This window comes from Paraplanobispora siamensis, from assembly GCF_016863175.1.
Lineage (GTDB): Bacteria > Actinomycetota > Actinomycetes > Streptosporangiales > Streptosporangiaceae > Planobispora > Planobispora siamensis.
This window is the reverse complement of sequence record NZ_BOOJ01000051.1, coordinates 1-23,702: the sequence shown is the minus strand read 5'-3', so window position 1 is coordinate 23,702 and position 23,702 is coordinate 1. Positions and strand designations below refer to the sequence as shown.

Sequence of the window (23,702 nt, the reverse complement as noted above, 5' to 3'; positions counted from 1 at the left end):
ATGCGGCAATCGGTTGCAAGAAACGTTGGCTTAATCCCGTATTTACGTCAATAGCCCCTAGAAAATCGTAGTCGGATGTTGCAAACGATTGCAGTACTCGCCGGAATCAGGGCATGCCGACGGCCCCGGCGGCGGCATGGGCCGCCGGGGCGCGGGCGGGGACGGAGCGGATCAGGGCAGGGTGAGCACTCCGTTCAGGCGGCGGGGGAGCCGCCAGGGGTTGTCGTCGCGCAGCGCATCGGGCAGCAGGTGCGCCGGGCAGTTCTGGTAGACGACCGAGCGCAGGAAGCGGAAGATCGCCGCGGTGCCGACCGAGGTGGTCGACGGCTCGGTCGTCGCCGGGTACGGCCCGCCGTGCTGCTGCGCCCAGCCGACCGCGACCCCGGTCGGGTAGGCGTCGAAGACCAGCCGGCCGGCCCGGTCCCGCATCACCGCCACGATCCGGGAGGCCAGTTTCTCCTCCTCGGGCTCGCTGTGCAGGGTCGCGGTCAGGTTGCCGGGGGTGGTGGCCAGGATCTCGGCCAGCTCGTCCTCGCTGTCGTAGGTGAGCACCACGGTCATCGGCCCGAAGCACTCCTCCAGCAGCAGCTCGGAGGTGTCCAGCAGGGAGGCGGGCCCGGTCAGCAGCCGCGCCGTGACCTGCCGCTCGCCGCCCGTCTGCCCGGTGGCCGCCACGCGCAGGCCCGGGATGGCCTCCCGCTCGCCCGCGCCGCTCTCGAAGCTCTTCCTGATGCCGTCGCCGAGCAGCACCTGCGGGCCCAGCTCGGTGAAGTGCCGCGCCATCGCCTCGACCAGCCCGCTGTCGGCGGGGGCCAGGACCAGGCCGGGCTTGACGCAGAACTGCCCGGCGCCCAGCGTCGCCGAGGCCACCAGCCCGGCCGCGATCTCCTCGGTACGGCGGGCCGCCGCGCCGGGCGTGATGACCAGCGGGTTGAGGCTGCCCAGCTCGCCGTAGAACGGGATCGGCTCGGGACGGGCCTTGGCGATGTCGTACAGGAAACGCCCGCCGGGGATCGACCCGGTGAACCCGACCGCCTTGACCAGGGGGTTCTTCACCAGCGCGACGCCCGCCTCGCGGCCGTGGACCAGCTGGACGACCTCGGCCGGGAAGCCCGCCGCGCGGGCGCCGTCCTGCAGGGCCGCCAGGGTCAGCTCGGAGGTCTCCGGGTGCAGGGAGTGCGCCTTGACGACGACCGGGCAGCCCGCGGCCAGCGCGCTGGCGGTGTCGCCGCCGCCGACGCTGAAGGCGAAGGGGAAGTTGCTGGCGGAGAAGACGCCGACCACGCCGACCGGGATGTTCATCCGGCGCAGGTCCGGCTTGACCTCGTCGGCGCTGTCGAGCCGGACGTCGAGGAAGGAGCCCTCGCGCAGCACCTCGGCGAACAGGCGCAGCTGGCCGCTGGTGCGGGCGACCTCGCCGGTCAGCCGGGGCAGGCCGAGCGCGGTCTCGGCGTCGGCGGCGTAGACGAGGGTCTGCATCCGCTCGTCCAGCGCGTCGGCCATGGCCTCCAGCAGCACCGCCCGCTCCCGCGGTCCGGCCTCCTCCAGCCGGGGCAGCAGCTCGTGGGCGCGGCGGCAGATCGCGCCGAGCTCTTCCACGCTGGTGGAGGGGAACTCGTGACGGCGCTCGCCCGAGCGCGCGTCGAGGCTCCACACGGACATGACGGGTCTCCAATCCATGAGGTCGGCTTGGGGGGTCCGGACGGCGGGCGGGAGCAGGTCGCCCGCCGCCTCCAGCAGCAGCCGGGCCACCTCGATCGCGCCGCGCCCGGTGAAGTGGGTGTCGTCGGCGCTGCCGTCGGGGTAGTTGGGGTGCGGGGCGAGCCAGAGGAACAGCTCCCTGGTCGCCTCGGGGCCGAGTTCGCGCCAGCGCCGCAGACTGGCGGCCTGCAGGTCGACCAGCGGCACCCCCTCGGCGGCGGCCAGGGCCCGCATGGCCTCGGGGTAGCGGCCGTGCGTCCCCTCGGGGCCGCAGGCGCGCCGCTCCACGGAGGTGACCAGCACGGGGCGTGCGCCCCGCTCGCGGGCCCCGTGGACGTAGCGGCGCAGGTGGTCCTGGTAGCCGGTGAACGGCGCGGAGAAGCGGCCCTGGTCGTGCTTGGGGTCGTTGTGGCCGAAGCAGATCAGCAGGAGGTCGTCCGGCCCGATGGCCGACATGATCCGCTGGTGCATCCCCAGGCGCTCGATCGAGCTGCGCGCGCTGGCGCCGGGGACGGCCTCGTTGACCACGGGCACGTCCCAGAACAGCGGGAGCGCCTGCCCCCAGCCCGCCTGCGGCGCGAGGGTGACCGGATAGGCGGCGGCGGTGGAGTCTCCGGCGATGAAGACCTTCACGGCGCGGCCCCCGCCGGATCCGCCGGCGCCCCGGTCGCTTCTCCGGCCGCTTCGGCGGCCAGCTTCGCGGCGGCGGCCCGGTCGAGCCGCCCGTCCGCGACGACCGTGACCACCCGCCGCCGCAGCGTGTCCGCCACGGCCAGCGGCCGGTCCCAGGCCAGCGCGGGGCCGACGCCGGGGTACTCGGCCACCCGCACGAACCACGGGTCCACCGCGCCCGCCTGGACGAAGACCAGGCTCCAGGCGTCCGACACCAGCGCCAGCCAGGGGGTGAGGCTGCCGTGCACGTCCGCCTCGCCCTCGGCCTCGGCGGTGAACACGGCGATGTCCGCCGACCGCTTGGGGGCGCGCCAGAAGAACCCGCCGTACCCGGCGCCCGGGCGGCCCTTGCACGCCGAGCTCTTGATCTCCAGCGGTTCCTTCACGGTGAGGGCGAAGGAGAAGTCCAGCGCCCACGCGCCCGCCTGCTCCCGCGCCTCCGTCCCACCCGCCCGCGCCGTTCCGGTCACGGGCCGGGTGAGCACGGTCCGCTCCTCGCGGGCGACGGTCGCGCCGTCGGGGCCGATCCAGGTCAGCGCCTCGCGGAACCCGTCCCCGCCTCCCTCACCGAGATCCTCGAAGGCGTCGTGCCGCTGGTGGCCGTGGTCGTCCAGCCAGGTCGCGCCCTGATCGCGGACGAAGGTCCGCCCGCCCCAGAAGTTCACCGCGCCGACGTCCGAGACGGCCAGGCTGACGCCCAGGTGGTGGACGTGGTCGTCGGGGCGGAACTCGGTGACCGGCGTGCCCGCGAGGGTGCGCACCGGGTGCAGGTAGGGCCGCGGCGAGTCGGTCGCCGGCAGGTCGGGCTCCCACACGTAGGAGGCCACCGGCGTGCCCGCGACCAGCAGCTCCCGGGCGGCCCTGCCGCCCTCGCGCGGTTCCCTGACGGTCGTCTCATCCATGTGCGGCTCCCTGGGCGGTGCTCGGATCCGACGCGGCCGCCCACGGCGCGCCCAGCTCGGAGAACAGGGCCAGCCGTTCGGCGCTGAGGTCGGTCAGCCCCCTGATGCCGGGCAGCTCGCGCCGGTCGGCGTGGACCGTCTGGTGATCGTCGGAGATCGGCAGCGGGTCGGGGGCCAGCCGTACCGCCTCCAGGAACTCCATGAACGCGCCGGTGCGGGCCGCCGGAACCAGCAGCTCCGCGCCGGTCCTGACGTGCTCGATCAGGTTCTCCAGCAGGTTCGCCCGGGGGTGGACGGTCCCGTCGAGGTCGTCGGTGGTGTAGGTGAGCCGGGCGGTGGCCCGCGAGCCGTGCACGAGCACGTACGGCTCGGTCCGCCCGGTCGCGCACAGCGTCACCGCCACCGTGATCACCTGGCCGTCCGCCAGGTGGATCCGGGCCGCGGCGGTGTCGTCAGCCTCGATCGGGTTGGCGTGGAACAGCTCCAGCTCGACCGAGGTCACCGAGCCGCGCTCCTCGGCCCCGGCGACCGCCAGCGCGGTGGCCGTGGCGTGCGCGAACGGGTTGGTGAGCGCGCCGTCCACCACGTCCTGCCCGTCGTCCAGCCGTCGCCGGCCCGACCAGGCCGAGCGGGTGAAGTAGTCGGCGGGCCGCTCCCAGGCGCCGGCCACCCCGATGCCGCGGATCTCGCCGAGCTCGCCGGAGGCGATCAGCTTGCGCAGCGCCGGGATCGCGGCCGAGCCGAGGCTCTGGAAGCCGATCTGGCAGGCCAGCCCGGTCTCCCGCACCGCGGCGGCGATCCGCTCGAACTCGGCCAGCGACGATGCGGGCGGCTTCTCCAGCAGCAGGTGGGAGCCCGCGCGCAGCGCGGTCACCGCCAGGTCGGCGTGGGTGTTGATGGGGGTGCACAGAATCGTGATCTCCGCGCCGGTGCGCTCGATCAGATCGGCCAGACCCTCGGGGCGCGCCTGCTCGGGGGCGCCCAGGCCGTGCAGCCACTCCGCGTCCACCTCGCGCACGTCGCAGACCCCGACCAGCTCGGCCAGTCCCCGCGCGGTCAGCCCCCGCAGGTTCTCCAGGTGCGAGCGGCCGTGGCCGTACGCCCCGGCCAGCACGATCCCGACCGCTCCGGTCTTCACGCCGGCGTCCATGTCAGCCCCAGTCCCGGCCTGCCGGCCGACCGCAGTTCGATGCCGTCGATCTCCACCGGGCACGGCTCGGCCAGCAGCCCGAGATCGGTCAGCGAGGCGTCCTCGACCAGCTCCACCATCGCGGGGTGGTGCAGCGTCAGGGCCAGCTGCCCCGACAGCTCGGTCAGCAGGTGCGGGTAGACCGGCACGTCGAAGGCGCGGGCCAGCTCGGCGACGCGCAGGAACGGGGTGATCCCGCCGACCCGGACCACGTTGGGCTGCACCACGTCGCACGCGCCCGCCACCAGCAGGTCGCGGAAGCCGTGGACGTTGTAGACGTTCTCGCCCACCGCCACCGGCACGCCGATGCTCCTGCGCAGCTCCACGTGGGCGGCGAGGTCGTCGGCGGGCAGCGGCTCCTCGATCCAGTGCAGGTCGTACGGCTCCAGCGCGGCGATCGCGCGCCGGGCCCGGTGCAGGTCCCAGCGCTGGTTGGCGTCGATCATCAGGATCGTGTCCGGGCCGACGGCCTCGCGGACCGCGGCGACCCGCTCGACGTCCTCGCCCAGGTCGGGCCGGCCCACCTTGATCTTGACGGCCGGGTAGCCCGCGGCCTTCCAGCGGCCCGCCTGCTCGACCAGTTCCGCCAGGGAGTAGTGCAGGTTGACGCCGCTGCCGTACACCGGCAGGCTCTCCCGGCGCGCGCCGAGCACCTCCGTCAGGGAGGACTCCCCGCAGCGCAGGTCCCACAGCGCCAGGTCCACCCCGGCCATCGCGACCGTGGTCAGCCCGCCGCGCCCGGCCTCGCTCAGGTGCGTGCGCAGCCGGTCCCAGACCAGCTCCGGGTGGGCGGGCATGCCGATCAGCGCCTCGCGGACGTCGTGGTCCAGCAGGGCCCGCACGGCGTGCGCGCCGATCTGCGGGGTCCAGGAGAACCCGGTGCCGGTGCGGCCGTCGGACAGCACGACCTCGCACACGATCACGTGGTTGTACGGCACGTCCGCACCCCACGGCCGGCGCAGCGGCGCCGAGCGCAGGGTGGTCCGCAGATCCTTGATCTCGCCGGTCATGCGCCCACCAGGGCGAGGCCGTTCTTGAGGATCGCGTCCAGCTCGGCCAGGTGCTCGGGGGTGAGGTCGGTCAGCGGCGCCCGCACCGGGCCGACGTCCAGGCCGCGCAGCCGCAGGCCCGCCTTGACCAGGGCGACCGCGTATCCCGGCGCCTTGCTGCGCAGCTCGACCAGCGGCGCGTAGAACTCCGTCAGCAGCCGGTCGTCGCCGTTGAAGTAGGCGGTGGCGATCTCGGGGGCGAAGGCGAACACGGCCGAGGAGTACAGGTCCACGCCGATGCCGCGGTAGGCGGGCATGGTCAGCTCGGCGGTCGGCAGGCCGTTGAAGAAGGTGAAGTCCGGGCCGATCTCCCGGCGGACCGCCAGCACGATGCGCTGCATCCGGTCGATGTCGCCCAGGCCGTCCTTCAGCCCGATCACACCGGGGATGCGGGCCAGCTCCACCGCCGCGGCCGGGTCGAGCACCACGGAGCCGCGCTGGTAGATGATCACGGGCAGCTCGGCGGCGATCGCGCGCACGTACTCGGCGAATCCGGCCGCCGTGCCCTGGGTCAGGTAGGGCGGCATGAGCAGCAGGCCGTCGGCGCCCGCCTCGCGGGCCGTACGGGCCTGCTCCAGGGCGGCGCCGAGCGGGCCGCCCGCGCCGGCCAGCAGCGGCACCGCGCCCTGGACGGTCTCGGCGGCCACCCGTACGGCGCGGGCGTGCTCGCTGTGGGACAGGGCGGAGAACTCCCCGGTGCCGCAGGCCACGAAGACGCCGCCGGTGCCGTGCGCGAGGCCACGGCGGACGTGCTCGGCCAGCACGTCCTCCGCCAGCGCGCCCGCGCCGTCGAAGGGGGTCACGGGGAAGAACAGGACTCCGCTGAGATTCATGATCGGTGCTCCAGGAAGGATGGCTCGGGGATCAGGAGAGTTCGGTGCGCCAGCTGCGCTTGGCCTGCCAGCCGAGCAGTTTCTCGGCCTTGGCCGAGGAGAAGGCGGGGGTGGTGCCGATGAGGGTGTCGGCGAAGCCCGCGGTGGCCGGGATGACCTCCGGCAGCAGCTCGGCCAGCGGCTCGCGCGCCAGGGCGTCGGCGGCCCCGGCGAAGAAGACCTCGCCGTTGGGCAGCTCGGGCAGCCGGTCGAGCAGGGTCATCAGCATGTCGGCCGCGTCGCGCGCGTCGATGTAGTTGAACAGCGAGACTCCGGCGATCTCGGGCCGGTCCAGGCGTTCGGCGACCGTGTGCCCGGACTGGGTCGGGGCGCCCTCCCACTCCTCCGGCGCGATCACGAAGCAGGGCCGCACCGCCGCCAGTTTCGTGGCGGTCGCGGTGCGGGCGAAGGAGCGCACCGTCTCCTCGGCGATCACCTTGGACAGGTTGTAGGCGTTCCAGGGCAGGACCGGGTGGTCCTCGTCCAGGGGCAGGTAGGAGGGGGTCCAGCCGCCCGGCGCGCCGTACCCCATGACGGTCGGGCTGCTGGCCACGACCACCTTGCCCACGCCCAGCGCCACCGCCGCGTCGCACACGTTGAAGGCCAGCTGCGTGTTGGTGCGGAAGGTCACCGCGTCGCTGTGGCTGAACGGGGTGGCGATGGCGGCCAGGTGCACGACGGCGTCCGGCCGGAAGCGCGCGATCACCTGGTAGGCCTCGCCGAGATCGGTCAGATCGGCGGGGAGGGTGGCGGCGGCGTCGGCGGGCGTGCCCGGGGCCCGGTCCACGCCGATCACCTCGTGCCCGGCCGCGGCGAGCGCGGACACGACGCTACGCCCGAGGCGCCCGGCGCTCCCGGTGACAAGAGTTCTGCTCACGGGTGTCTTTTCCCTTCTGGCAGTCCCGGACGAGTCAGGGACTGCAACCAGTTGCATTGAACAGTGTCGGCATCTGCCCGAAACGTCAAGGGCTCATTTTCGACAGTGTCGTTAACCTGCGGTTTCGTCCCCGCGTGGCGGTGAGAGGCGTCGCAACCGGTAGCAGGATCGGTGTCATCGGCTCTCGTGGAGGGATGGTTGCGGCCCATTCATCCCATGATTCGATGTATCGCCCGTTGGTTCTGCAACCGCTTGTAGCAACGAAGTCATACTCACGAAATTGTTTACCTGACGGACATCTGTCATTACCGGTTTCAGCTGGACAAACGCCGTGAGCGATATATCGGTAACAGCTAGGTAACGCATGCAAAGGGTTGACGTAACTTTCCGGGACCTATAGGAAAGCGCCATCCAATCACGTCTCACCGGGAGGTCCCGTGATGACGACTGAATCACCGCGTGTCCGGCGCCGACCCGCCCAGGGGTCGCGCCGTGGTTGATTCGCTGTCGCTGAAGCCTGAGGCCGCGGCTCCCGCCCCCGCTCCCGCCGTCAAGCGCGGGCGCGGGCGTCCCCAGCCGTCCCTCCGTTCCCGCCGTGAGGCGTGGGCGGCCCACCTGTTCCTCGTGCCCTGGTTCATCGGCCTGTTCCTGATCACGATCGGGCCGATCGTCGCGTCGTTCTATCTGTCCTTCACCGACTACAGCCTCCTGGAGGAGGCCAAGTGGGTCGGGCTGGACAACTACGTCAAGCTGTTCACTGAAGATCCGCGCTTCTGGACCTCGCTGAAGGTGACCGCGATCTACGTGGTCGTGTCGGTCCCGCTCCAGCTCGCCTTCGCCCTCGCCCTGGCGCTGCTGCTCGACCGCGGCCTGCGCGGTCTGTCGTTCTACCGGTCGATTTACTACTTGCCGTCACTGCTCGGCGGCAGCGTCGCGATCGCCATCCTCTGGCGGAAGATCTTCGGCGCCAACGGCCTGATCAACGCGATCCTCGGCGTCTTCGGCATCGAGGGCACCAGCTACGTCAACGACCCCGACACCGCGCTGAGCACCCTGATCCTGCTGCACGTGTGGACGTTCGGCGCCCCGATGGTCATCTTCCTGGCCGGTCTGCGGCAGATCCCCAGCAGCTACTACGAGGCCGCCTCGATCGACGGCGCCGGCACCGTCCAGCAGTTCAAGGCGATCACGCTGCCGCTGCTCACGCCGATCATCTTCTTCAACCTCGTGCTGGAGATCATCAAGTCGTTCCAGTCGTTCACCCAGTCGTTCATCGTCAGCAACGGCACCGGCGGCCCGACCGACTCCACGCTCTTCTACACGCTCTACCTCTACACCAAGGGGTTCAAGGACTACGAGATGGGCTACGCCTCGGCGCTGGCCTGGGTGCTCGTGGTCATCATCGCCGGTCTGACCGGGATCAACTTCCTCGCGTCCAAGTATTGGGTCTTCTATGGCGACAGTAAGTAGCCGGAATCCGGTCCTGTACCGGCGCCGCGTCACCAGGGGTGCCAAGCACCTGATGCTGATCGGCTTCGGCCTGGTCATGCTCTACCCGCTGCTGTGGATGATCTCCAGCTCGCTCAAGCCGGAGGAACTGATCTTCCGGGAGCCGGGCCTGATCCCCAGCGAGATCACCCTCGACAACTACCTGGAGGGTTGGAACGCGCTCGCGCACCCCTTCAGCTACTACCTGTGGAACTCGGCGCTCATCACGGTGCTGTCGGTCGTCGGCAACCTGGCGGCGTGCTCGCTGGCGGCCTACTCCTTCGCCCGGCTGAACTTCCCGCTGAAGAAGCTGTGGTTCGCGCTCATGCTCGGCACGATCATGCTGCCGCTGCACGTGGTGATCGTGCCGCAGTACATCATGTTCTCCCAGCTGGACATGATCAACACGATCTGGCCGCTGATCCTGCCGAAGTTCCTGGCCCACGACTCGTTCTTCATCTTCCTGATGGTGCAGTTCATCAGGACGCTGCCGCGGGAGCTCGACGAGGCCGCCGCGATCGACGGCGCCGGATACTGGCGCACGTTCTTCCGCGTCATCCTCCCGCTGTGCACCCCGGCGCTGACCACCACGGCGATCTTCACCTTCATCTGGACCTGGAACGACTTCTTCAGCCAGCTCCTCTACCTGAACAACCCCGACAACTTCACCGTCCCGGTGGCGCTGCGAAGCTTCCTGGACTCCAGCGGTGAGTCGTCGTGGGGTCCGATGTTCGCCATGTCGATCATCGCCCTCGGGCCGATCTTCGGATTCTTCCTGGCCGGCCAGAAGTACCTGATCCGCGGTATGGCCACCACGGGTCTCAAGTAGCAGTCCTCTTCAACCCCCTGAGAAAAGCTAAAGAGGAAGGACGAGAGATGCGCTCTCTCAAGACGGTCGCCGCGCTCGCGGTGGCGGCTCTCACCCTGACGGCGTGCGGCAGCGGCGGCGGGGACGGCGAAGCCGCCGACGGCAAGGTCAAGCTCCGCTTCTCCTACTGGGGCGCCGACTCCCGGCAGAAGCTCACCGAGCAGGCCATCGCCCTGTTTGAGAAGAAGAACCCGGACATCGACGTGGTCGGCGAGTTCTCCGACTGGGCGAGCTACTACGAGTCGCTGGCCACCAAGGTCGCGGCCAACGACGCGCCGGACGTGATGACCCTCGAGATCCGGGGCCTGTCGGAGTACGCCGGCCGCGGCGCCCTCGCCGACCTCTCCGGCAAGGTCAACACCGCCGACCTCGACCAGGGCGTGCTGCCCTCCGGCCAGGTGGAGGGCAAGCAGTACGCCCTGCCCACCGGCGTCAACGTCTTCGCGATGCTCGCCAACAAGGCCACCATCGAGAAGGCGGGCGAGAAGATGCCCGACGACGCGACCTGGACGTGGGACGACTACATCGAGCTCTCCTCGAAGATCAGCAAGGGCGGCGGCGGCTCGGTCTACGGCACCGAGTACACCTTCAACCCCGCCTACCTGACCATCTTCGCCGCGCAGCGGGGGGAGCAGTTCTACAACAACGGCAAGATCGGCATCACCCCCGAGACCCTCAAGGCCTGGTGGGCGAACTTCGACAAGCTGATCAAGACCAAGGGCTCGCCCGACGCCGCCAAGATGGCCGAGGTCGCCGCCGCCGGCCAGGAGCAGTCGCTGATCGCGACCAACACCGGCGGGTTCGGGATGTGGTGGACCAACCAGCTCGGCGCCATGACCAAGTCCTCGGGCCAGGAGCTGACCCTGCTCCGCCTGCCCAAGCTGCCGGACGCCCAGAAGTCGGGGCTGTTCCTGCAGCCGGCCATGCACTGGACGATCTCCAGCAAGACCGAGCACCCGGCCGAGGCCCAGAAGTTCGTCGACTTCCTGCTCAACGACCCCGAGGCCGGCGCCATCCTGCTCAGCGACCGCGGCCTGCCGATCAACAGCAAGGTCCTGGCGGCCATCAAGGACAAGCTCCCGCCGGCCGACCAGCAGACCCTGACCTTCATCGACTCCATCAAGGGCGACCTCGACCAGGTCGTCGTGCCCCCGAAGGGCGGCGGCAAGATGGAGGACATCATCCGGCGCTACTCCGAGGCCGTGACCTCCGGCCAGCAGAGCCCTGACGAGGCGGCCACCCAGCTCCTCGCGGACGCCAACGCCGCCATCGCCGGCTAGGGCCTCTCCCGGGGCTTTTCAAAGTCGCCCGTCCGCGGGAGACACCCTCACGCCCGCCGTACGGCCCGTTCTGGAGCGCTCGGGCCGTACGGCAGCACACCATCGGGGAGAAGGAATGAGATACGCATTCGTCGGGCTCGGCCACCGCGCCCAGATGTACGTGGACGCGCTGCTCGGCGACTGGCGCGACACCGGCACCGTCGTCGCCCTGTGCGACACCAACCGCACGCGTATGGACTACTACGTCGAGCGGATCGGCCAGGACGTCCCGTGCTTCGCGCCGGACGACTTCGAGAAGATGCTCGACCTGTGCGACGCGGTGGTCGTGGCCACCGTGGACGCCACGCACGCCCACTACGTCGTCACGGCGCTGGACGCGGGCAAGCGCGTCATCGTCGAGAAGCCGCTGACGATCGACGCAGAGAGCTGCGCCGCGATCGCCGCCGCGGCGGAGCGGAGCGCCGGCTCCCTGATCGTCACCTTCAACTACCGCTACTCGCCCCGCAACTCCGCCGTGCGCCGCCTCATCATGGAGGGCGCGATCGGCGAGGTCACCTCCGTGCACTTCGACTGGGCGCTGGACACCATCCACGGCGCCGACTACTTCCGCCGCTGGCACCGCGACAAGGTCAACTCCGGCGGCCTGCTGGTGCACAAGTCCACCCACCACTTCGACCTGGTCAACTGGTGGCTGGCCGCGGCGGCGCAGAGCGTGTACGCCCAGGGCGACCTGCGCTTCTACGGCGCCGAGAACGCCCGGGCCCGCGGCCTGGAGACCCGGCCCGAGCGCGGCCAGGGCGCGCCCGGCCTCGGCGGTGACCCGTTCATCCTGGACATCTCCGCCGACCCGCGGCTCAAGCGCCTGTACCTGGACGCCGAGCACGAGGACGGCTACATCCGCGACCAGGACGTCTTCGCCGAGGGCGTCACCATCGAGGACAACATGGCGGTCCTGGTCCGCTACGACAACCGGGCCCTGCTCACCTACTCGCTCAACGCGCACGCGCCCTACGAGGGCTACCGGGTCGTGTTCAACGGCACCGGCGGGCGGATCGAGCTGGAGGTGTGCGAGCGCGCCTGGACGCCGCCGCACGCCGCGATCGACCCGACCGCCGCCTCCAAGGAGCACGCGACGGGCGCCTGGGAGAAGCTCGTGCTGCACCAGCACTGGAAGGAGCCGCAGGAGGTCCCGATCGAGCAGGGCGCCGGCGGCCACGGCGGCGGTGACCGGCTGCTGCTGAACGACGTGTTCCGCGGCCCGGACGGCGACCCGCTGGCCCGGCAGGCCGGCTATCTCGACGGCATCCGCAGCGTCATGGTGGGCGCCTCGGCCAACGAGTCGATCCGCACCGGCCGCCCGATCCACCTGGTCGACGGCGGCACCCGCATGGCGGACAGCTGAGCCGTGCCCTCGGATTGCGAAACCGGCCCGCGCTCCCTGCGGCATCTCGGCGAGTTCTCCGACCTCGCCGGGATCGCCGCCGCGCAGCGCGGGCTGTTCCCCCGGCCCGGCCCGCGCCTGCGCGAGCAGGCCCGCGACGTGCTGGGCGTGCTGGAGCTGACCGCCGCGGACGTGCGCACCGAGCGGACCTGGACCTCGGGCGGGCTGTCGGGGCAGGAGGTCTCCTGGGACGTCGGCTTCGGCCCCCGGACCCGCGCCTACGTACTGCGTCCCCGGGAGGCGGGCGAGGCGGTGCTGCCGGGCGTCCTGGCGCTGCACTGCCACGCCGGGATGAAGCGGGCGGGCAAGGAGAAGATCGCCGACGGCCCGGACGCCCCGTCCGCCGAGGTGAGAAGACTGCGGACCACGCTCTACGGCGGCCGGGCGTGGGCGGGGGAACTGGCCCTGCGCGGATTCACCGTACTGGTGCCCGACGCCCTGGGCTGGGGCAGTCGCAGGTTCCCCCTGGCCGACATGCCCCCCTCCGCCCTCGCCTGCCTTCCCGGGCCCGCCGCCCCGGACGGTGCTGCGGCGGCGCCCGGTGAGGCGGACCGTTACGACGTGGCGGCCGCCCACCACGAGCACGTGCTGGCCAAGTACTGCACCGTGCTCGGCACCTCCTACGCGGGTGTGGTGGCGGGGGAGGACCTGGCCGCGGCCGCCTACCTGCGCTCGCGCCCGGACACCGGTCCCGTCGGCTGCGCCGGGCTGTCGGGCGGCGGCCTGCGCGCGGCCCTGCTCGGGGCCTTCGACCCGGACCTGTCGGCGGTCGCGGTGATCGCGATGATCTCCTCCTACCGGGACATGCTGGACGGCTACGTCGCCGGCCACACCTGGATGCTGTACCCGCCGGGCCTGTCCCGGCTGTGCGACCTGCCCGACCTGGTGGCCTGCACCGCCCCCCGGCCGCTGCTGGTCTGGTACGGCGAGCACGACCCGATCCTCCCGCCGGCCGGCATGCGGCGCGCCCACGAGACGATCACCGGGCACTACCGGGGATACCCGCAGGGCTACACGGGCGTGTTCGCCCCGGCGGGACACGAGTTCGGCCTCACGGCCCAGGAACAGGTCTTCGGCTGGCTCACCCGCCACGTGACGGAGGACGGAGGCGCACGATGGCGGTGACCATCAGGGACGTGGCCAGGGAGTCGGGCGTCCACGTCTCGACGGTGTCGCGGACGTTCTCCTCGCCGCACCTGGTGAGCGTGCGGACGCGCAACCGGGTGCTGGCGGTGGCCGAGGGGCTGGGATACCGGCCGAACCGGGCGGCGCGGGCGCTGACGACGGGCCGTACCCACAACCTCGGCCTGATCGTGGCCGACATCGCCAACCCGTTCTTCCCCCCGCTGATCAAGGCGGCCCAGGCGCAGGCGCGCGAGCGCGACTACCACGTGTTCGTGGCCGACACCGACGAGGACCCGCTGCTGGAGCAGGAGCTGATCGAGACCCTGTGCAAGCAGGTGGACGGGGTGCTGCTGTGCAGCCCGCGCCTGTCCAACCGGGTGATCGAGCGACTGGGGGTGCAGGTGCCCTTCGTGGTGGTCAACCGCCGGGTGAAGGGGTCGGCCACGGTGCTGATGGACGTGGGCCAGGGAGTGCGGGCCGGGATCGCCCACCTGGCGACGCTGGGGCACCGGCGGCTGGCGCTGCTGCCCGGGCCGAGCGGCTCGTGGACGAGCGAGGAGATGCAGGCCGCCGCCACCGCCGCCGCGGCCGAGGCCGGTGTGGAGCTGACGGTCCTGCGACCGGCCGGGCCGACCGAGCAGGGCGGGCTCGCGGCGGCCGAGACGGTCGCCGGGGCCGGGGTGACCGGCGTGCTCTGCTACAACGACCTGGTCGCGCTGGGCCTGATCGAGGGCCTGCGCAAGCAGGGCCTGTGCGTGCCGGAGGACCTGAGCGTCATCGGCGTGGACGACAGCCTGCCCGGCAGGCTGAACCGGCCGAAGCTGACGACGATCACGATGCCGACCGCGGCCGCCGGCCGGATGGCGGTGGACCTGCTGCTGGCGGCCGTCAGCGCGGGGGAGTCCGGGATCGCCACCCTGGCCCGGCTGGAGACCAACCTCGTGGTACGCGAGTCCACCGGCGCGCGGCGTTCACCGTGACGGCTCCGGCTCATCGGCGGGTGCCCGGGGATCGGGGCTGACGGCGGCGTCGAGGACGGCCTCGGCCAGTTCGGGAGGCGCCGGGTGGGGAGACGGGCCCTGGGCCGCCTGGCGGGCGGCCCGGGCCGGCTCCAGCGAGGTCCGCAGGCCGGCCTGGGGCACGTGGGGCGTCCCGATCGAAGGGCGCGGGTGGCGGCTTCGATGACGGCCAGCTGCCCGACGCGGTCATCCTCGGCATCCGCATGCCGCCGACCTTCACCGACGAGGGCCTGACGGGCGCGGCCGAGCTGCGGGCCGCCCGTCCGTACCCGGGCGTGCTGGTGGTCCACCTACGCGGAGACCGCCTACGGGCAACGGCTGCTGGAGATCGGGCCGCGCGGGGTCGGATGCCTGCTGGAGGACTGGGTGGACGAAGCCGCCGCGATCCGTGACGCCCTCACCCGGGTGATCGAGGGCGAGTCGGTCATCGACGGTGAGATCATCAGCCGGCTGTTCGCCCGCCGCAAGGCCGCCTCCCCTCTGGACCGGCTGACCGGGCGGGAGCGCTCGGTCCTCACCCTGATGGCCGAGGGCCGCTCCGACCGGGCCATCGGCCGCCGGCTGCACCTCGGCGTCGAGACGATCGAGGGTCACATCGCGGCCATCTTCACCAAACTGGACCTGGAGTCCGACCCGGACGACAAAGGCGCGTGCTGGCCGTACTGGCCTGGATCCGGTCGGCGACCTAGCCTGGATGACCGTGGAAGACGGGCCGAGGCGGGGCGGGGGCGGGACAGCGTGACGGGCGTCGGAAGGCTCCGGTGACGGGCGCCGGGATCGGGCCGCATCTGACCGTGGTGGGGTCGGCCAACGCCGACCTGGTCATGGACGTCACGCGGGTGCCCGGCAGGGGCGAGACGGTCCTCGGGTCCGGCCTGGCCGTATATCCGGGAGGAAAGGGCGCCAACCAGGCCGTGGCCGCGGCCAGGCTGGGAGCCCGGGCCGCTCTGGTGGCCCGGATCGGCGGGGACCCGTACGGCGAGCTGCTGCGCCGTTCCCTGGAGTCGGCCGGAGTGGACCTGTCGGCGTTGCGCCGGGACGCGGACCCCACCGGCCTGGCCGTCGTGCTGGTGCAGCCGGGCGGTGACAACTCGATCATCGTCGCCCCCGGGGCCAACGCCCGCCTGGGCGAGGACGACGTGCTCGCGGCCCGGTCGCTCATCGCGGCCTCGCGGGTGGTGTCGGTGGTGCGCGAGGTGCCCGACGACGCCGTGCTCGCCGCCATCCGGACCGCGCGCTCGGCGGGCGTGCGCTGCCTGCTCAACCAGTCGCCGCCCGGACCGCTCGCCGGGGACCTGCGGCAGGCCGTGGACCCGCTGGTCGTCAACGAGCACGAGGCCGCGGCGCTGCTGGACGGCCCCTCCGCCCCCGGCGGACCGGTGAGCGAGGAGCCGGAGGAGTGGGCCCGCGCGCTGCTGGAGGCCGGGTACCGGTCCGTGGCGCTGACCCTCGGACCGCTGGGCGCGGTGGTCGCGGACGCGCACGCCGTCACGCGGGCCCCCGCCCCGCGCGTGGAGGCGGTGGACACCACGGGGGCGGGGGACGCCTTCACCGCGGCGCTCGCGTGGCGCCTGGCGGAGGGGGAGCCGCTGGCGCGGGCGGCGCGCTTCGCCGTACGCGTCGGGTCGTACGCGGTGGGCCGGGCCGGCGCCCAGGACTCCTACCCGACGGCCGCGCAGATCGCCGGGACGGATCGGGACTCGTGATCGCCGAGTGGACCGGGCCCGTACGGTGGCCGCGGAGATCGCCGGGCGGGCTGCCGTTCACGACGTACGGCCATTCGACCGCCCCGACTTGGGGGGATGATCACTTCTCCGGGGGTGCCGGGAAGTACGATTGACGAATGACCGAAATGACCGAAACTACGCCCGGCTGGCTATCTCCGGACGAGCTGGAACTGACGCGCGCACGGATGCCGATCCTCTACATCGACGCGGTGCCGGTCCGGGTCGATGACACCGGATCGGTCACCCACGTCGGCCTGCTGCTGCGCATCGCGTCCGACGGGACGGTCAGCCGCGCCCTGGTGTCCGGGCGCGTGCTCCACCACGAGCGGGTCCGCGACGCGCTCCTGCGCCACCTGGAGAAGGACCTGGGTCCCGTGGCCCTGCCCCACGTCCCGGCCTCCCCGCAGCCGTTCACCATCGCGGAGTACTTCCCGACGAAGGGCGTCACGCCGTACCACGACCCGCGCCAGCACGCGGTGTCCCTGGCCTACGTCGTCCCCGTCGCCGGGGACTGCCGCCCGCGTCAGGACGCCCTCGACCTGGTGTGGTTCACGCCGGAGGAGGCGGCCTCGCCGATGGTGCAGCAGGAGATGGCCGGCGGTCAGGGCGTCCTGCTGAAGCAGGCCCTCGCGCACGTGGGCTGCCTCACCTGACGGTCGTCGCCCCGGTGACGCGTCGCGCGGCTCCGCCCGCCAGGATGGGACCGTGCGCATCGATCTCCACAGTCACAGTGACGCCTCGGACGGGACGTGCCCGCCGGAGGAGGTGGTCCGGCGGGCACGGACGGCGGGTCTGGACGTGCTGGCGCTGACCGACCACGACACCACGGCCGGTCACCGGGCGGCGGCCGGGGCCCTGGAGGGCGGCCTGACGCTGGTGCCGGGCATGGAGCTGTCCTGCCGCCGGGACGGGATGAGCGTCCACCTGCTGGTCTACCTGTTCGACCCGGAGGAGCCGGAGCTGGCGCGTGAGCGCGCCATGATCCGGGGCGGCCGCGAGGACCGGGCGCGGGCCATGGTGGAGCGGCTGGCCGAGCTGGGCGTGCCGATCACGATGGAGCGGGTGGCGCAGGTCGCGGGCGGCGGCGTGGTCGGGCGCCCGCACATCGCGCGGGTCCTGGCCGAGCTGGGCGTGGTCGAACGGCCCGCCGACGCGTTCACCCCCGAGTGGATCGGCTCCGGCGGCCGGGCCCACGTCCGGCGCTACGCCCCGGATCCCGCGCGGGCCGTACGGCTGGCGCGGGCGGCCGGGGGAGCGGCGGTGCTGGCCCATCCCAAGGCGGTCGAGCGGGGCAGGACCGTCCCGGACGAGTGGATCGCCGAGCTGGCGCAGGCGGGCCTGACCGGGGTGGAGGTCGACCACCCCGACCACGACGCCGCGGCCCGGGCGGACCTGCGGGGGCTGGCCGGTGATCTCGGGCTGGCCGTCACCGGCTCCAGCGACGACCACGGCGATCTGACCGGCCACCGGCTGGGCTGCGAGACCACCGCCCCACAGGAGTACGAACGGATCGTCGCCGCCGCCACGGGCGCCTCCCCGATCACCTGAACCCGGGGATACTCCAAGCGCCGGGACGCCGGGACGCCGGGACGCCGGGACGCCGGGGGACGCGGTGCTGGTGGAGGGACGCGGTGCAGGAGGGACGCGGTGCAGGAGGGACGCGGTGCAGGAGGGACGCGGTGCCGAGAGGGCTCCCGCCGCATCCGGTGGTGAGCTGGGCGGGCACAATGAGGGGCATGTCCCGACGCGGATCACGACCCCGGACCTCGCCCGCGGCCACCGGCTCCTGCCCGTGCGGGCTGCCCGCCCCCTACCGGGACTGCTGCGGGCGGCTGCACCGCGGGGAGGCCGCCGCGACCACGGCGGAGCTGCTCATGCGCTCGCGCTTCAGCGCGTTCAGCGTCGGCGACGAGCAGTACCTCCTGCGCACCTGGCACCCGGCCACGCGTCCGCCGCGCGTCGACCTCGACGGGACCGTGCGGTGGGTGCGCCTGGAGGTCCTGGAGACCACCGGCGGGAGCGCCTTCCACACCGAGGGCACGGTCCGCTTCCGGGCCCACTACGTCGAGCGGGGCAACGCCGGTCTGATGGATGAGAACAGCCGTTTCGTCCGCCACGAGGGCCGGTGGGTCTACGCCGGGGCGCTCTGACGCGCCCCTCGTGGCGACACCCGGTAGCCGGGCGGGAGGCCGCGGGGGACTCGGCTAGCCTGAGGGCACGATGAACCGTCTGACAGCGCCGACCGGTGAGTTCGACCTCGCCCGCTTCCCCGACGACCCCCGTGACCAGCTCCGTGCCTGGGACGCCGCCGACGAATACCTCCTGCGGCACCTCGAAGGAATGGGCGGGCAGGCGGCCGATCCGCCGGGTGAGGTGGTCGTGCTGGGAGACCGCTGGGGCGCCCTGGTCACCGCGCTCTCCGGGCGCCGTCCCGTGCAGGTCACCGACTCCTTCCTCACCCAGCAGGCGACCCGGGCGAACCTGAAGCGCAACGGGATCGACGCGGAGGCGGTACGGCTGCTGTCGGCCCTGGACACGCCGCCGGAGCGCATCGGGGTGCTGCTGGTGCGGGTGCCCAAGAGCCTGGCCTTCCTGGAGGACCAGCTGCGCCGGCTGGCGCCCGGGGTGTACGAGGGCACCCTGGTGGTCGGGACGGGGATGGTCACCGAGATCCACACCTCGACGCTCAAGCTGTTCGAGCGCGTCCTCGGGCCGACCAGGACCTCGCTGGCGGAGCGCAAGGCGCGGCTCATCTTCTGCTCGCCAGATCCGGCGATCCCGCGGACCCCCAGCCCGTGGCCGCGCAGCTACGCCCTGCCCGACGACGTCGGGGTGGTCTCCGGCCGGACCGTCGTCAACCACGCGGGCGTCTTCTGCGCCGACCGCCTCGACGTCGGCACCAGGTTCTTCCTGCGCAACCTCCCCGACAGCCGCGGGCCCGAGCGCATCGTGGACCTCGGCTGCGGCAACGGGGTGGTCGGAACGGCCGCGGCGCTGATCAACGGCGAGGCCGAGGTGACGTTCGTCGACGAGTCCCACCAGGCGGTGGCCTCGGCGCGGGCCACGTTCGAGGCGAACGCCGCGCCGGGGACGAAGGCCGGCTTCCTGGTGGGCGACGGCATGTCGGACGTGCCGGCCGGGACGGTCGACCTGGTGCTGAACAACCCGCCCTTCCACACGCACCGGGCGACGAGCGACACGACGGCCTGGCGGATGTTCACCGGCTCGCGCGCCGCGCTGCGCCGCGGCGGGGAGCTGTGGGTCATCGGCAACCGGCACCTGGGCTATCACGTGAAGCTGCGCCGGATCTTCGGCAACTGCGAGGTCGTCGCCAGCGACCCGAAGTTCGTGGTCCTGCGGGCCGTCAGACGCTGACGGCGGCCGGCAGACGGAAGGCGGAGGACGGCGGCCGGCAGACGGCGGGCGGAGGACGGATGGCGACGCGGCTCAGCGGCGGTAGCGGACCCAGACGTCGCCGCTGATGTGACCCGACAATCGCACCACGACGCCGTCGGGCCCCAGGGGCTCGGGCGGCCGGTTGTGGACGCGCAGGAGCCGTACCCACCCGCCGGAGGTCATCTCCTCGGAGACGACCTGCCAGCCGATCGGGACCCGGATGATGACGTCGCCGAACGGCGAGTGGCACTCCACCCTCATGTCCACCTCGCGGTGCGGGCAGGCCGCCTGCCTGAAGTCGATGACCGCGGTGCGCCAGGTGCAGTCGACGATGATCTGCCGGGGGACGGTCCAGCGCCCGACCTGCCGGATGGCCCGCGTGCCGCGGGTGTGGAGCCGCAGGACGTCGCCCGGGAGGGCCGGCTGGGAGCCCGGCGCGGACGAATGGGAGCGGGAAACCGGCGGTGCGGCCGGGCGGGACAGCCCTCCGGCGGCCTCCGGCAGGTCGGCGACGACGGCGTCCAGCTCGCCGAAGGTGCGCGCTCCGTAGACGCGGTCGAGCCGTTCGGTCAGCTCGTCGACGCTGATGCGGCCCTCGCCCACGGCGAGGCGTAACATCTCGGCGATCCGTTCGCGGTCGCGGTCACCGGCCCGGAGCATCCCCTGATCGGTCACAGCCGCAGTTTATGATCGGCCGCCCCGCGTGACCAGCCCGCCGTACGCGATCGGCCGATCCCGAGGACGGCGGGGAGAGGGTTCAGCGGCTGTCGAGGCCGTGGGCGCGGAACTGCGCGTGCACGCGCTCCAGCAGAGCGGCGTCCGGCGGCTCGACGTCGGGCAGCGGATAGCGCAGCCCCAGCTTGGCGTACTTGCCCTCGGCCATCCGGTGGTACGGCAGGACGTCGACGTGCTCGACGTTGGGCAGCGTGGCCACGAACGCCGCCAGCCCGTCGACGTTCTCCTCCTGGTCGGTCAGGCCGGGCACCAGGACGAACCGCACCCAGGTGGGGCGCTCCAGCTCCGCCAGGCGGCGCGCGAAGCGCAGGGTGGGCGCCAGGTCGTTGCCGGTGACGCGCCGGTAGATCTGCGGGTCCCAGGACTTGATGTCCAGCAGGACCAGGTCGGCGTCGGCGAGCATCGCGTCGGTGGCGCGGTGGCCGAGGAAGCCGGAGGTGTCCAGCGCCGTGTGCAGGCCCATCTCGCGGCAGCGGCGCAGGAACTCGCCGGTGAAGGCCGGCTGCTGGAGGGGCTCGCCGCCGCTGATGGTCACCCCGCCGCCCGCCACCTCGATGAAGCGCCGGTAACGCGCGGCGCGGGTCACGAGCTCGTCGACGGTGGTCGGGGTGCCGCGGCGCTGCTGCCAGGTGTCGGGGTTGTGGCAGTACAGGCAGCGCAGCGGGCATCCGGCGGTGAAGACCACGAAGCGGGTGCCCGGCCCGTCCACTCCCGTGGAGATGTCCCAGGAGTGGACGGAGCCGGTCACGGGGTCCTTCACGAGGCCGGCCTCAGAGCGAGCCGTGGAAGGTGCGGTTGACGACATCGAGCTGCTGCTCCCTGGTCAGGCGGACGAAGTTGACCGCGTATCCGGAGACCCGGATGGTGAGCTGAGGGTACTTGTCGGGGTTGTCCATCGCGTCGAGCAGGATGTCGCGGTTGAGGACGTTGACGTTCATGTGGAAGCCGCCGCCGTCGAAGTAGCCGTCCAGCAGACCGGCGAGGTTGCCGATGCGCTCCTCGGCGGTACGGCCGAGCCCGGCCGGCGTCACCGTGTTGGTGAGCGAGATGCCGTCCCTGGCCTGCTCGTAGGGGAGCTTGGCCACCGACAGCGCCGAGGCGACCATGCCGTGCCGGTCGCGGCCGTTCATCGGGTTGGCGCCCGGGGCGAAGGGCTCGCCCGTCCGGCGGCCGTCGGGGGTGTTGCCGGTGTGCTTGCCGTACACCACGTTGGAGGTGATGGTCAGCACCGACTGGGTGTGCTCGGCGCCGCGGTAGGACGGATACTTGCGGATCTTCTCCATGAAGCTCCGCACCAGCTCCACCGCGATGGCGTCGGCCCGGTCGTCGTCGTTGCCGTAGGCGGGGTAGTCGTCCTCGACGACGTAGTCGACCGCCAGGCCGGTCTCGTCCCGGATGACCCGCACGCCGCCGTACCTGATGGCCGACAGGCTGTCGGCGGCCACCGACAGGCCGGCGATGCCGCAGGCCAGGGTGCGCTTGACCGGATAGTCGTGCAGCGCCATCTCGATGCGCTCGTAGGCGTACTTGTCGTGCATGTAGTGGATGACGTTCAGCGCGTCGACGTAGGTCTCGGCCAGCCAGTCCATCATCCGGTCCATGGCCGCGGCGACCTCCTCGTAGGAGAGGTACTCGCCGGTCACGGGCGGCAGCGCCGGGCCGACCTGCTCGCCGGTGATCTCGTCACGGCCGCCGTTGATCGCGTACAGCAGGGTCTTGGCCAGGTTGACCCGGGCGCCGAAGAACTGCATCTGCCGTCCCACGGGCGCGGCCGAGACGCAGCAGGCGATGGCGGTGTCGTCGCCGTACACCGGCCGCATCAGCTCGTCGTTCTCGTACTGGATCGAGCTGGTCTCGATCGAGACCCTGGCGCAGAAGCGCTTGAACCCCTCGGGCAGGTCGGGCGACCACAGCACCGTCAGGTTGGGCTCGGGAGCGGGGCCGAGGTTGTAGAGGGTCTGCAGGAAGCGGAAGCTGGTACGGGTGACCAGCGGGCGGCCGTCGGAGCCGATGCCGCCGATCGACTCGGTGACCCAGGTCGGGTCGCCGGAGAACAGCTCGTCGTACTCCGGGGTGCGCAGGAACCGCACGATCCGCAGCTTGATCACGAAGTCGTCGACCAGTTCCTGGGCGCGGGTCTCGTCGATCACACCCTCGTCGAGGTCGCGCTGGAGATAGACGTCCAGGAAGGTGGAGGTACGGCCCAGCGACATGGCGGCGCCGTTCTGCTCCTTGACGGCCGCGAGATAGCCGAAGTACAGCCACTGGATCGCCTCCCGGGCCGTCGCGGCGGGCCGGGAGACGTCGAAGCCGTAGGAGGCGGCCATCTGCTTCAGCTCGCCCAGCGCGCGGATCTGCTCGGACAGCTCCTCGCGGTCGCGGATCACGTCCTCGAGCGAGGGCACGTCGGCCAGCGTGGCCAGCTCGGCCTTCTTGGCGGCGATGAGCTGATCTACGCCGTAAAGGGCAACGCGCCGGTAGTCGCCGATGATCCGGCCGCGGCCGTACGCGTCGGGCAGGCCGGTGATGATGTGCGAGCGGCGGGCGGCGCGGACGCGCGGGGTGTAGGCGTCGAAGACGGCGGCGTTGTGCGTCTTGCGGTACTTGGTGAAGATCTCCTTGACCTGCGGGTCGATCGTGTACCCGTAGGCGGCCAGGCCGTTCTCCACCATCCGCAGCCCGCCGTTGGGCATGATCGCCCGCTTCAGGGGCGCGTCGGTCTGCAGGCCGACGATCAGCTCGTTCTCCCGGTCGATGTAACCGGGGGCGTGCGAGGTGATCGATGAGGGGGTCGAGGCGTCCACGTCGTGGATCCCGCGCCGGCGCTCCTCGGGGAACATGGCGGTCAGGCGGTTCCAGACGGCGAGCGTGCGCGGCGTGGGCCCGGCGAGGAAGGCGTCGTCCCCGGTGTAGGGCGTGTAGTTGGCCCGGATGAAGTCCCGCACGTCGATCGCCGAGCACCAGACGCCCCGGTGGAACCCTCGCCAGGCACCGTCCAGCGCCATCTGACCGGTTTCAAGCGTGGTGCTCATTATTCGACCTCCCGTGCGGTGTGTGTACTTTCATTTTCGGCTGGACGCCGCGCGATCATCTGAGGCCGAGGTCACCGGAGCGGAGGACTTTGGTCCCCAGCCTCGGGCCGGTGGGCGGGGCGGGGGTGTCGGAGCCGGTGGGCGGGGGATAGTGCCGGTTGCAGCGGTGTCGGTCCCCTGACAGCCCGCCCCCTACCGATCGAGGAACGGACATGAGCTTCCACGTCGACTCCGAGGTCGGCCGGCTCCGGCAGGTCATCCTGCACAAGCCCGAGCTGGCCCTCAAACGGCTGACCCCTTCCAACAAGGACGAACTGCTCTTCGACGAG

The 23,702-nt window shown here is 72.0% G+C and carries 22 protein-coding genes; 12 read left to right on the top strand and 10 right to left on the bottom strand.

Features of this window, described 5'->3' with window-relative positions:
- Window positions 1-171: 171 nt before the first annotated feature.
- From Psi01_RS28635 to Psi01_RS28610, 6 genes are read right to left on the bottom strand one after another with little or no spacing between them, the layout of a single operon-like run.
- A complete protein-coding gene (locus Psi01_RS28635) occupies window positions 172-2,334 on the bottom strand; it encodes an aldehyde dehydrogenase family protein (RefSeq protein WP_204067235.1) in 2,163 nt (720 codons plus the stop codon).
- Entirely contained in the window at window positions 2,331-3,275 is a 945-nt protein-coding gene (locus Psi01_RS28630) for a DUF6807 domain-containing protein (protein ID WP_204067234.1), read from the bottom strand. Before Psi01_RS28630 ends, Psi01_RS28635 begins: the two co-directional genes overlap by 4 nt.
- The gene (locus Psi01_RS28625) at window positions 3,268-4,425 is read right to left on the bottom strand and encodes a Gfo/Idh/MocA family protein (RefSeq protein ID WP_204067233.1); all 1,158 of its coding nucleotides are present in this window, start codon (window positions 4,423-4,425) and stop codon (window positions 3,268-3,270) included. The genes Psi01_RS28630 and Psi01_RS28625 overlap by 8 nt, the downstream gene beginning before the upstream one ends.
- Complete coding sequence (locus tag Psi01_RS28620) at window positions 4,410-5,474, bottom strand: mandelate racemase/muconate lactonizing enzyme family protein (RefSeq protein WP_204067232.1); 1,065 nt, start codon at window positions 5,472-5,474, stop codon at window positions 4,410-4,412. The genes Psi01_RS28625 and Psi01_RS28620 overlap by 16 nt, the downstream gene beginning before the upstream one ends.
- Complete coding sequence (locus Psi01_RS28615) at window positions 5,471-6,346, bottom strand: 5-dehydro-4-deoxyglucarate dehydratase (RefSeq protein ID WP_204067231.1); 876 nt, start codon at window positions 6,344-6,346, stop codon at window positions 5,471-5,473. Before Psi01_RS28615 ends, Psi01_RS28620 begins: the two co-directional genes overlap by 4 nt.
- 31 nt (window positions 6,347-6,377) lie before the next feature.
- Complete coding sequence (locus Psi01_RS28610) at window positions 6,378-7,262, bottom strand: NAD-dependent epimerase/dehydratase family protein (protein ID WP_239128105.1); 885 nt, start codon at window positions 7,260-7,262, stop codon at window positions 6,378-6,380.
- Between the two features lie 492 nt (window positions 7,263-7,754).
- Here Psi01_RS28610 and Psi01_RS28605 point away from each other — a divergent pair, with 492 nt between their 5' ends.
- From Psi01_RS28605 to Psi01_RS28580, 6 genes are all read left to right on the top strand, one after another.
- Window positions 7,755-8,732 carry a carbohydrate ABC transporter permease gene (locus tag Psi01_RS28605; protein WP_204067229.1) on the top strand — a complete coding sequence of 326 codons (978 nt, stop codon included), beginning with the start codon at window positions 7,755-7,757 and terminating at the stop codon, window positions 8,730-8,732.
- Complete coding sequence (locus tag Psi01_RS28600) at window positions 8,716-9,579, top strand: carbohydrate ABC transporter permease (RefSeq protein ID WP_204067228.1); 864 nt, start codon at window positions 8,716-8,718, stop codon at window positions 9,577-9,579. The genes Psi01_RS28605 and Psi01_RS28600 overlap by 17 nt, the downstream gene beginning before the upstream one ends.
- 47 nt (window positions 9,580-9,626) lie before the next feature.
- Window positions 9,627-10,898: an ABC transporter substrate-binding protein gene (locus Psi01_RS28595; protein WP_204067227.1), complete on the top strand. Its 1,272-nt coding sequence runs from the start codon at window positions 9,627-9,629 to the stop codon at window positions 10,896-10,898.
- A gap of 115 nt (window positions 10,899-11,013) precedes the next feature.
- Window positions 11,014-12,300 (top strand): Gfo/Idh/MocA family protein, encoded by a 1,287-nt coding sequence (locus Psi01_RS28590; RefSeq protein ID WP_204067226.1) that lies wholly within the window; start codon window positions 11,014-11,016, stop codon window positions 12,298-12,300.
- Between the two features lie 3 nt (window positions 12,301-12,303).
- Complete coding sequence (locus Psi01_RS28585; protein ID WP_204067225.1) at window positions 12,304-13,464, top strand: alpha/beta hydrolase family protein; 1,161 nt, start codon at window positions 12,304-12,306, stop codon at window positions 13,462-13,464.
- Window positions 13,455-14,444 carry a LacI family DNA-binding transcriptional regulator gene (locus tag Psi01_RS28580; RefSeq protein WP_204067224.1) on the top strand — a complete coding sequence of 330 codons (990 nt, stop codon included), beginning with the start codon at window positions 13,455-13,457 and terminating at the stop codon, window positions 14,442-14,444. The genes Psi01_RS28585 and Psi01_RS28580 overlap by 10 nt, the downstream gene beginning before the upstream one ends.
- Here Psi01_RS28580 and Psi01_RS28575 read toward each other — a convergent pair.
- A complete protein-coding gene (locus Psi01_RS28575) occupies window positions 14,436-14,606 on the bottom strand; it encodes a hypothetical protein (protein ID WP_204067223.1) in 171 nt (56 codons plus the stop codon). The genes Psi01_RS28580 and Psi01_RS28575 overlap by 9 nt on opposite strands.
- A gap of 243 nt (window positions 14,607-14,849) precedes the next feature.
- Between Psi01_RS28575 and Psi01_RS28570 the strand changes: the two genes are divergently transcribed.
- The 6 genes from Psi01_RS28570 to Psi01_RS28545 all read left to right on the top strand — a co-directional run bounded on the left by Psi01_RS28570 (window position 14,850) and on the right by Psi01_RS28545 (window position 19,585).
- Window positions 14,850-15,248 carry a helix-turn-helix domain-containing protein gene (locus Psi01_RS28570; RefSeq protein WP_204067222.1) on the top strand — a complete coding sequence of 133 codons (399 nt, stop codon included), beginning with the start codon at window positions 14,850-14,852 and terminating at the stop codon, window positions 15,246-15,248.
- A complete protein-coding gene (locus tag Psi01_RS28565) occupies window positions 15,245-16,189 on the top strand; it encodes a ribokinase (protein ID WP_239128104.1) in 945 nt (314 codons plus the stop codon). The genes Psi01_RS28570 and Psi01_RS28565 overlap by 4 nt, the downstream gene beginning before the upstream one ends.
- A 137-nt stretch (window positions 16,190-16,326) precedes the next feature.
- Window positions 16,327-16,863, top strand: a complete 537-nt coding sequence (locus tag Psi01_RS28560) for an NUDIX hydrolase family protein (protein ID WP_204067221.1) — start codon at window positions 16,327-16,329, stop codon at window positions 16,861-16,863.
- A 52-nt stretch (window positions 16,864-16,915) separates the two neighbouring features.
- Window positions 16,916-17,758 carry a PHP domain-containing protein gene (locus Psi01_RS28555; RefSeq protein ID WP_204067220.1) on the top strand — a complete coding sequence of 281 codons (843 nt, stop codon included), beginning with the start codon at window positions 16,916-16,918 and terminating at the stop codon, window positions 17,756-17,758.
- A gap of 188 nt (window positions 17,759-17,946) precedes the next feature.
- Complete coding sequence (locus Psi01_RS28550; RefSeq protein ID WP_204067219.1) at window positions 17,947-18,360, top strand: YchJ family protein; 414 nt, start codon at window positions 17,947-17,949, stop codon at window positions 18,358-18,360.
- 70 nt (window positions 18,361-18,430) lie between these two features.
- Entirely contained in the window at window positions 18,431-19,585 is a 1,155-nt protein-coding gene (locus Psi01_RS28545; RefSeq protein WP_204067218.1) for a methyltransferase, read from the top strand.
- A gap of 72 nt (window positions 19,586-19,657) precedes the next feature.
- On the opposite strand, the gene Psi01_RS28540 is transcribed toward Psi01_RS28545, so the two are convergent.
- The 3 genes from Psi01_RS28540 to pflB form a co-directional block, all read right to left on the bottom strand.
- The gene (locus Psi01_RS28540) at window positions 19,658-20,281 is read right to left on the bottom strand and encodes a DUF1707 SHOCT-like domain-containing protein (protein WP_204067217.1); all 624 of its coding nucleotides are present in this window, start codon (window positions 20,279-20,281) and stop codon (window positions 19,658-19,660) included.
- An 82-nt stretch (window positions 20,282-20,363) separates the two neighbouring features.
- Window positions 20,364-21,089, bottom strand: coding sequence for a pyruvate formate-lyase-activating protein (pflA, locus tag Psi01_RS28535; protein WP_204067216.1), 726 nt, complete (start codon window positions 21,087-21,089; stop codon window positions 20,364-20,366).
- Between the two features lie 22 nt (window positions 21,090-21,111).
- Complete coding sequence (gene pflB, locus Psi01_RS28530; RefSeq protein ID WP_373872517.1) at window positions 21,112-23,373, bottom strand: formate C-acetyltransferase; 2,262 nt, start codon at window positions 23,371-23,373, stop codon at window positions 21,112-21,114.
- Window positions 23,374-23,702 lie beyond the last annotated feature (329 nt).

What these genes read in the sequence shown, in the direction of transcription:
- Psi01_RS28630 (WP_204067234.1), bottom strand. Translation starts at nt 3,275, where the DNA reads ATGGATGAGACGACCGTCAGGGAACCGCGCGAGGGCGGCAGGGCCGCC.
- Psi01_RS28625 (WP_204067233.1), bottom strand. Translation starts at nt 4,425, where the DNA reads ATGGACGCCGGCGTGAAGACCGGAGCGGTCGGGATCGTGCTGGCCGGG.
- Psi01_RS28620 (WP_204067232.1), bottom strand. Translation starts at nt 5,474, where the DNA reads ATGACCGGCGAGATCAAGGATCTGCGGACCACCCTGCGCTCGGCGCCG.
- Psi01_RS28615 (WP_204067231.1), bottom strand. Translation starts at nt 6,346, where the DNA reads ATGAATCTCAGCGGAGTCCTGTTCTTCCCCGTGACCCCCTTCGACGGC.
- Psi01_RS28600 (WP_204067228.1), top strand. Translation starts at nt 8,716, where the DNA reads ATGGCGACAGTAAGTAGCCGGAATCCGGTCCTGTACCGGCGCCGCGTC.
- Psi01_RS28595 (WP_204067227.1), top strand. Translation starts at nt 9,627, where the DNA reads ATGCGCTCTCTCAAGACGGTCGCCGCGCTCGCGGTGGCGGCTCTCACC.
- Psi01_RS28590 (WP_204067226.1), top strand. Translation starts at nt 11,014, where the DNA reads ATGAGATACGCATTCGTCGGGCTCGGCCACCGCGCCCAGATGTACGTG.
- Psi01_RS28580 (WP_204067224.1), top strand. Translation starts at nt 13,455, where the DNA reads ATGGCGGTGACCATCAGGGACGTGGCCAGGGAGTCGGGCGTCCACGTC.
- Psi01_RS28560 (WP_204067221.1), top strand. Translation starts at nt 16,327, where the DNA reads ATGACCGAAATGACCGAAACTACGCCCGGCTGGCTATCTCCGGACGAG.
- Psi01_RS28550 (WP_204067219.1), top strand. Translation starts at nt 17,947, where the DNA reads ATGTCCCGACGCGGATCACGACCCCGGACCTCGCCCGCGGCCACCGGC.
- Psi01_RS28545 (WP_204067218.1), top strand. Translation starts at nt 18,431, where the DNA reads ATGAACCGTCTGACAGCGCCGACCGGTGAGTTCGACCTCGCCCGCTTC.
- pflB (WP_373872517.1), bottom strand. Translation starts at nt 23,373, where the DNA reads ATGAGCACCACGCTTGAAACCGGTCAGATGGCGCTGGACGGTGCCTGG.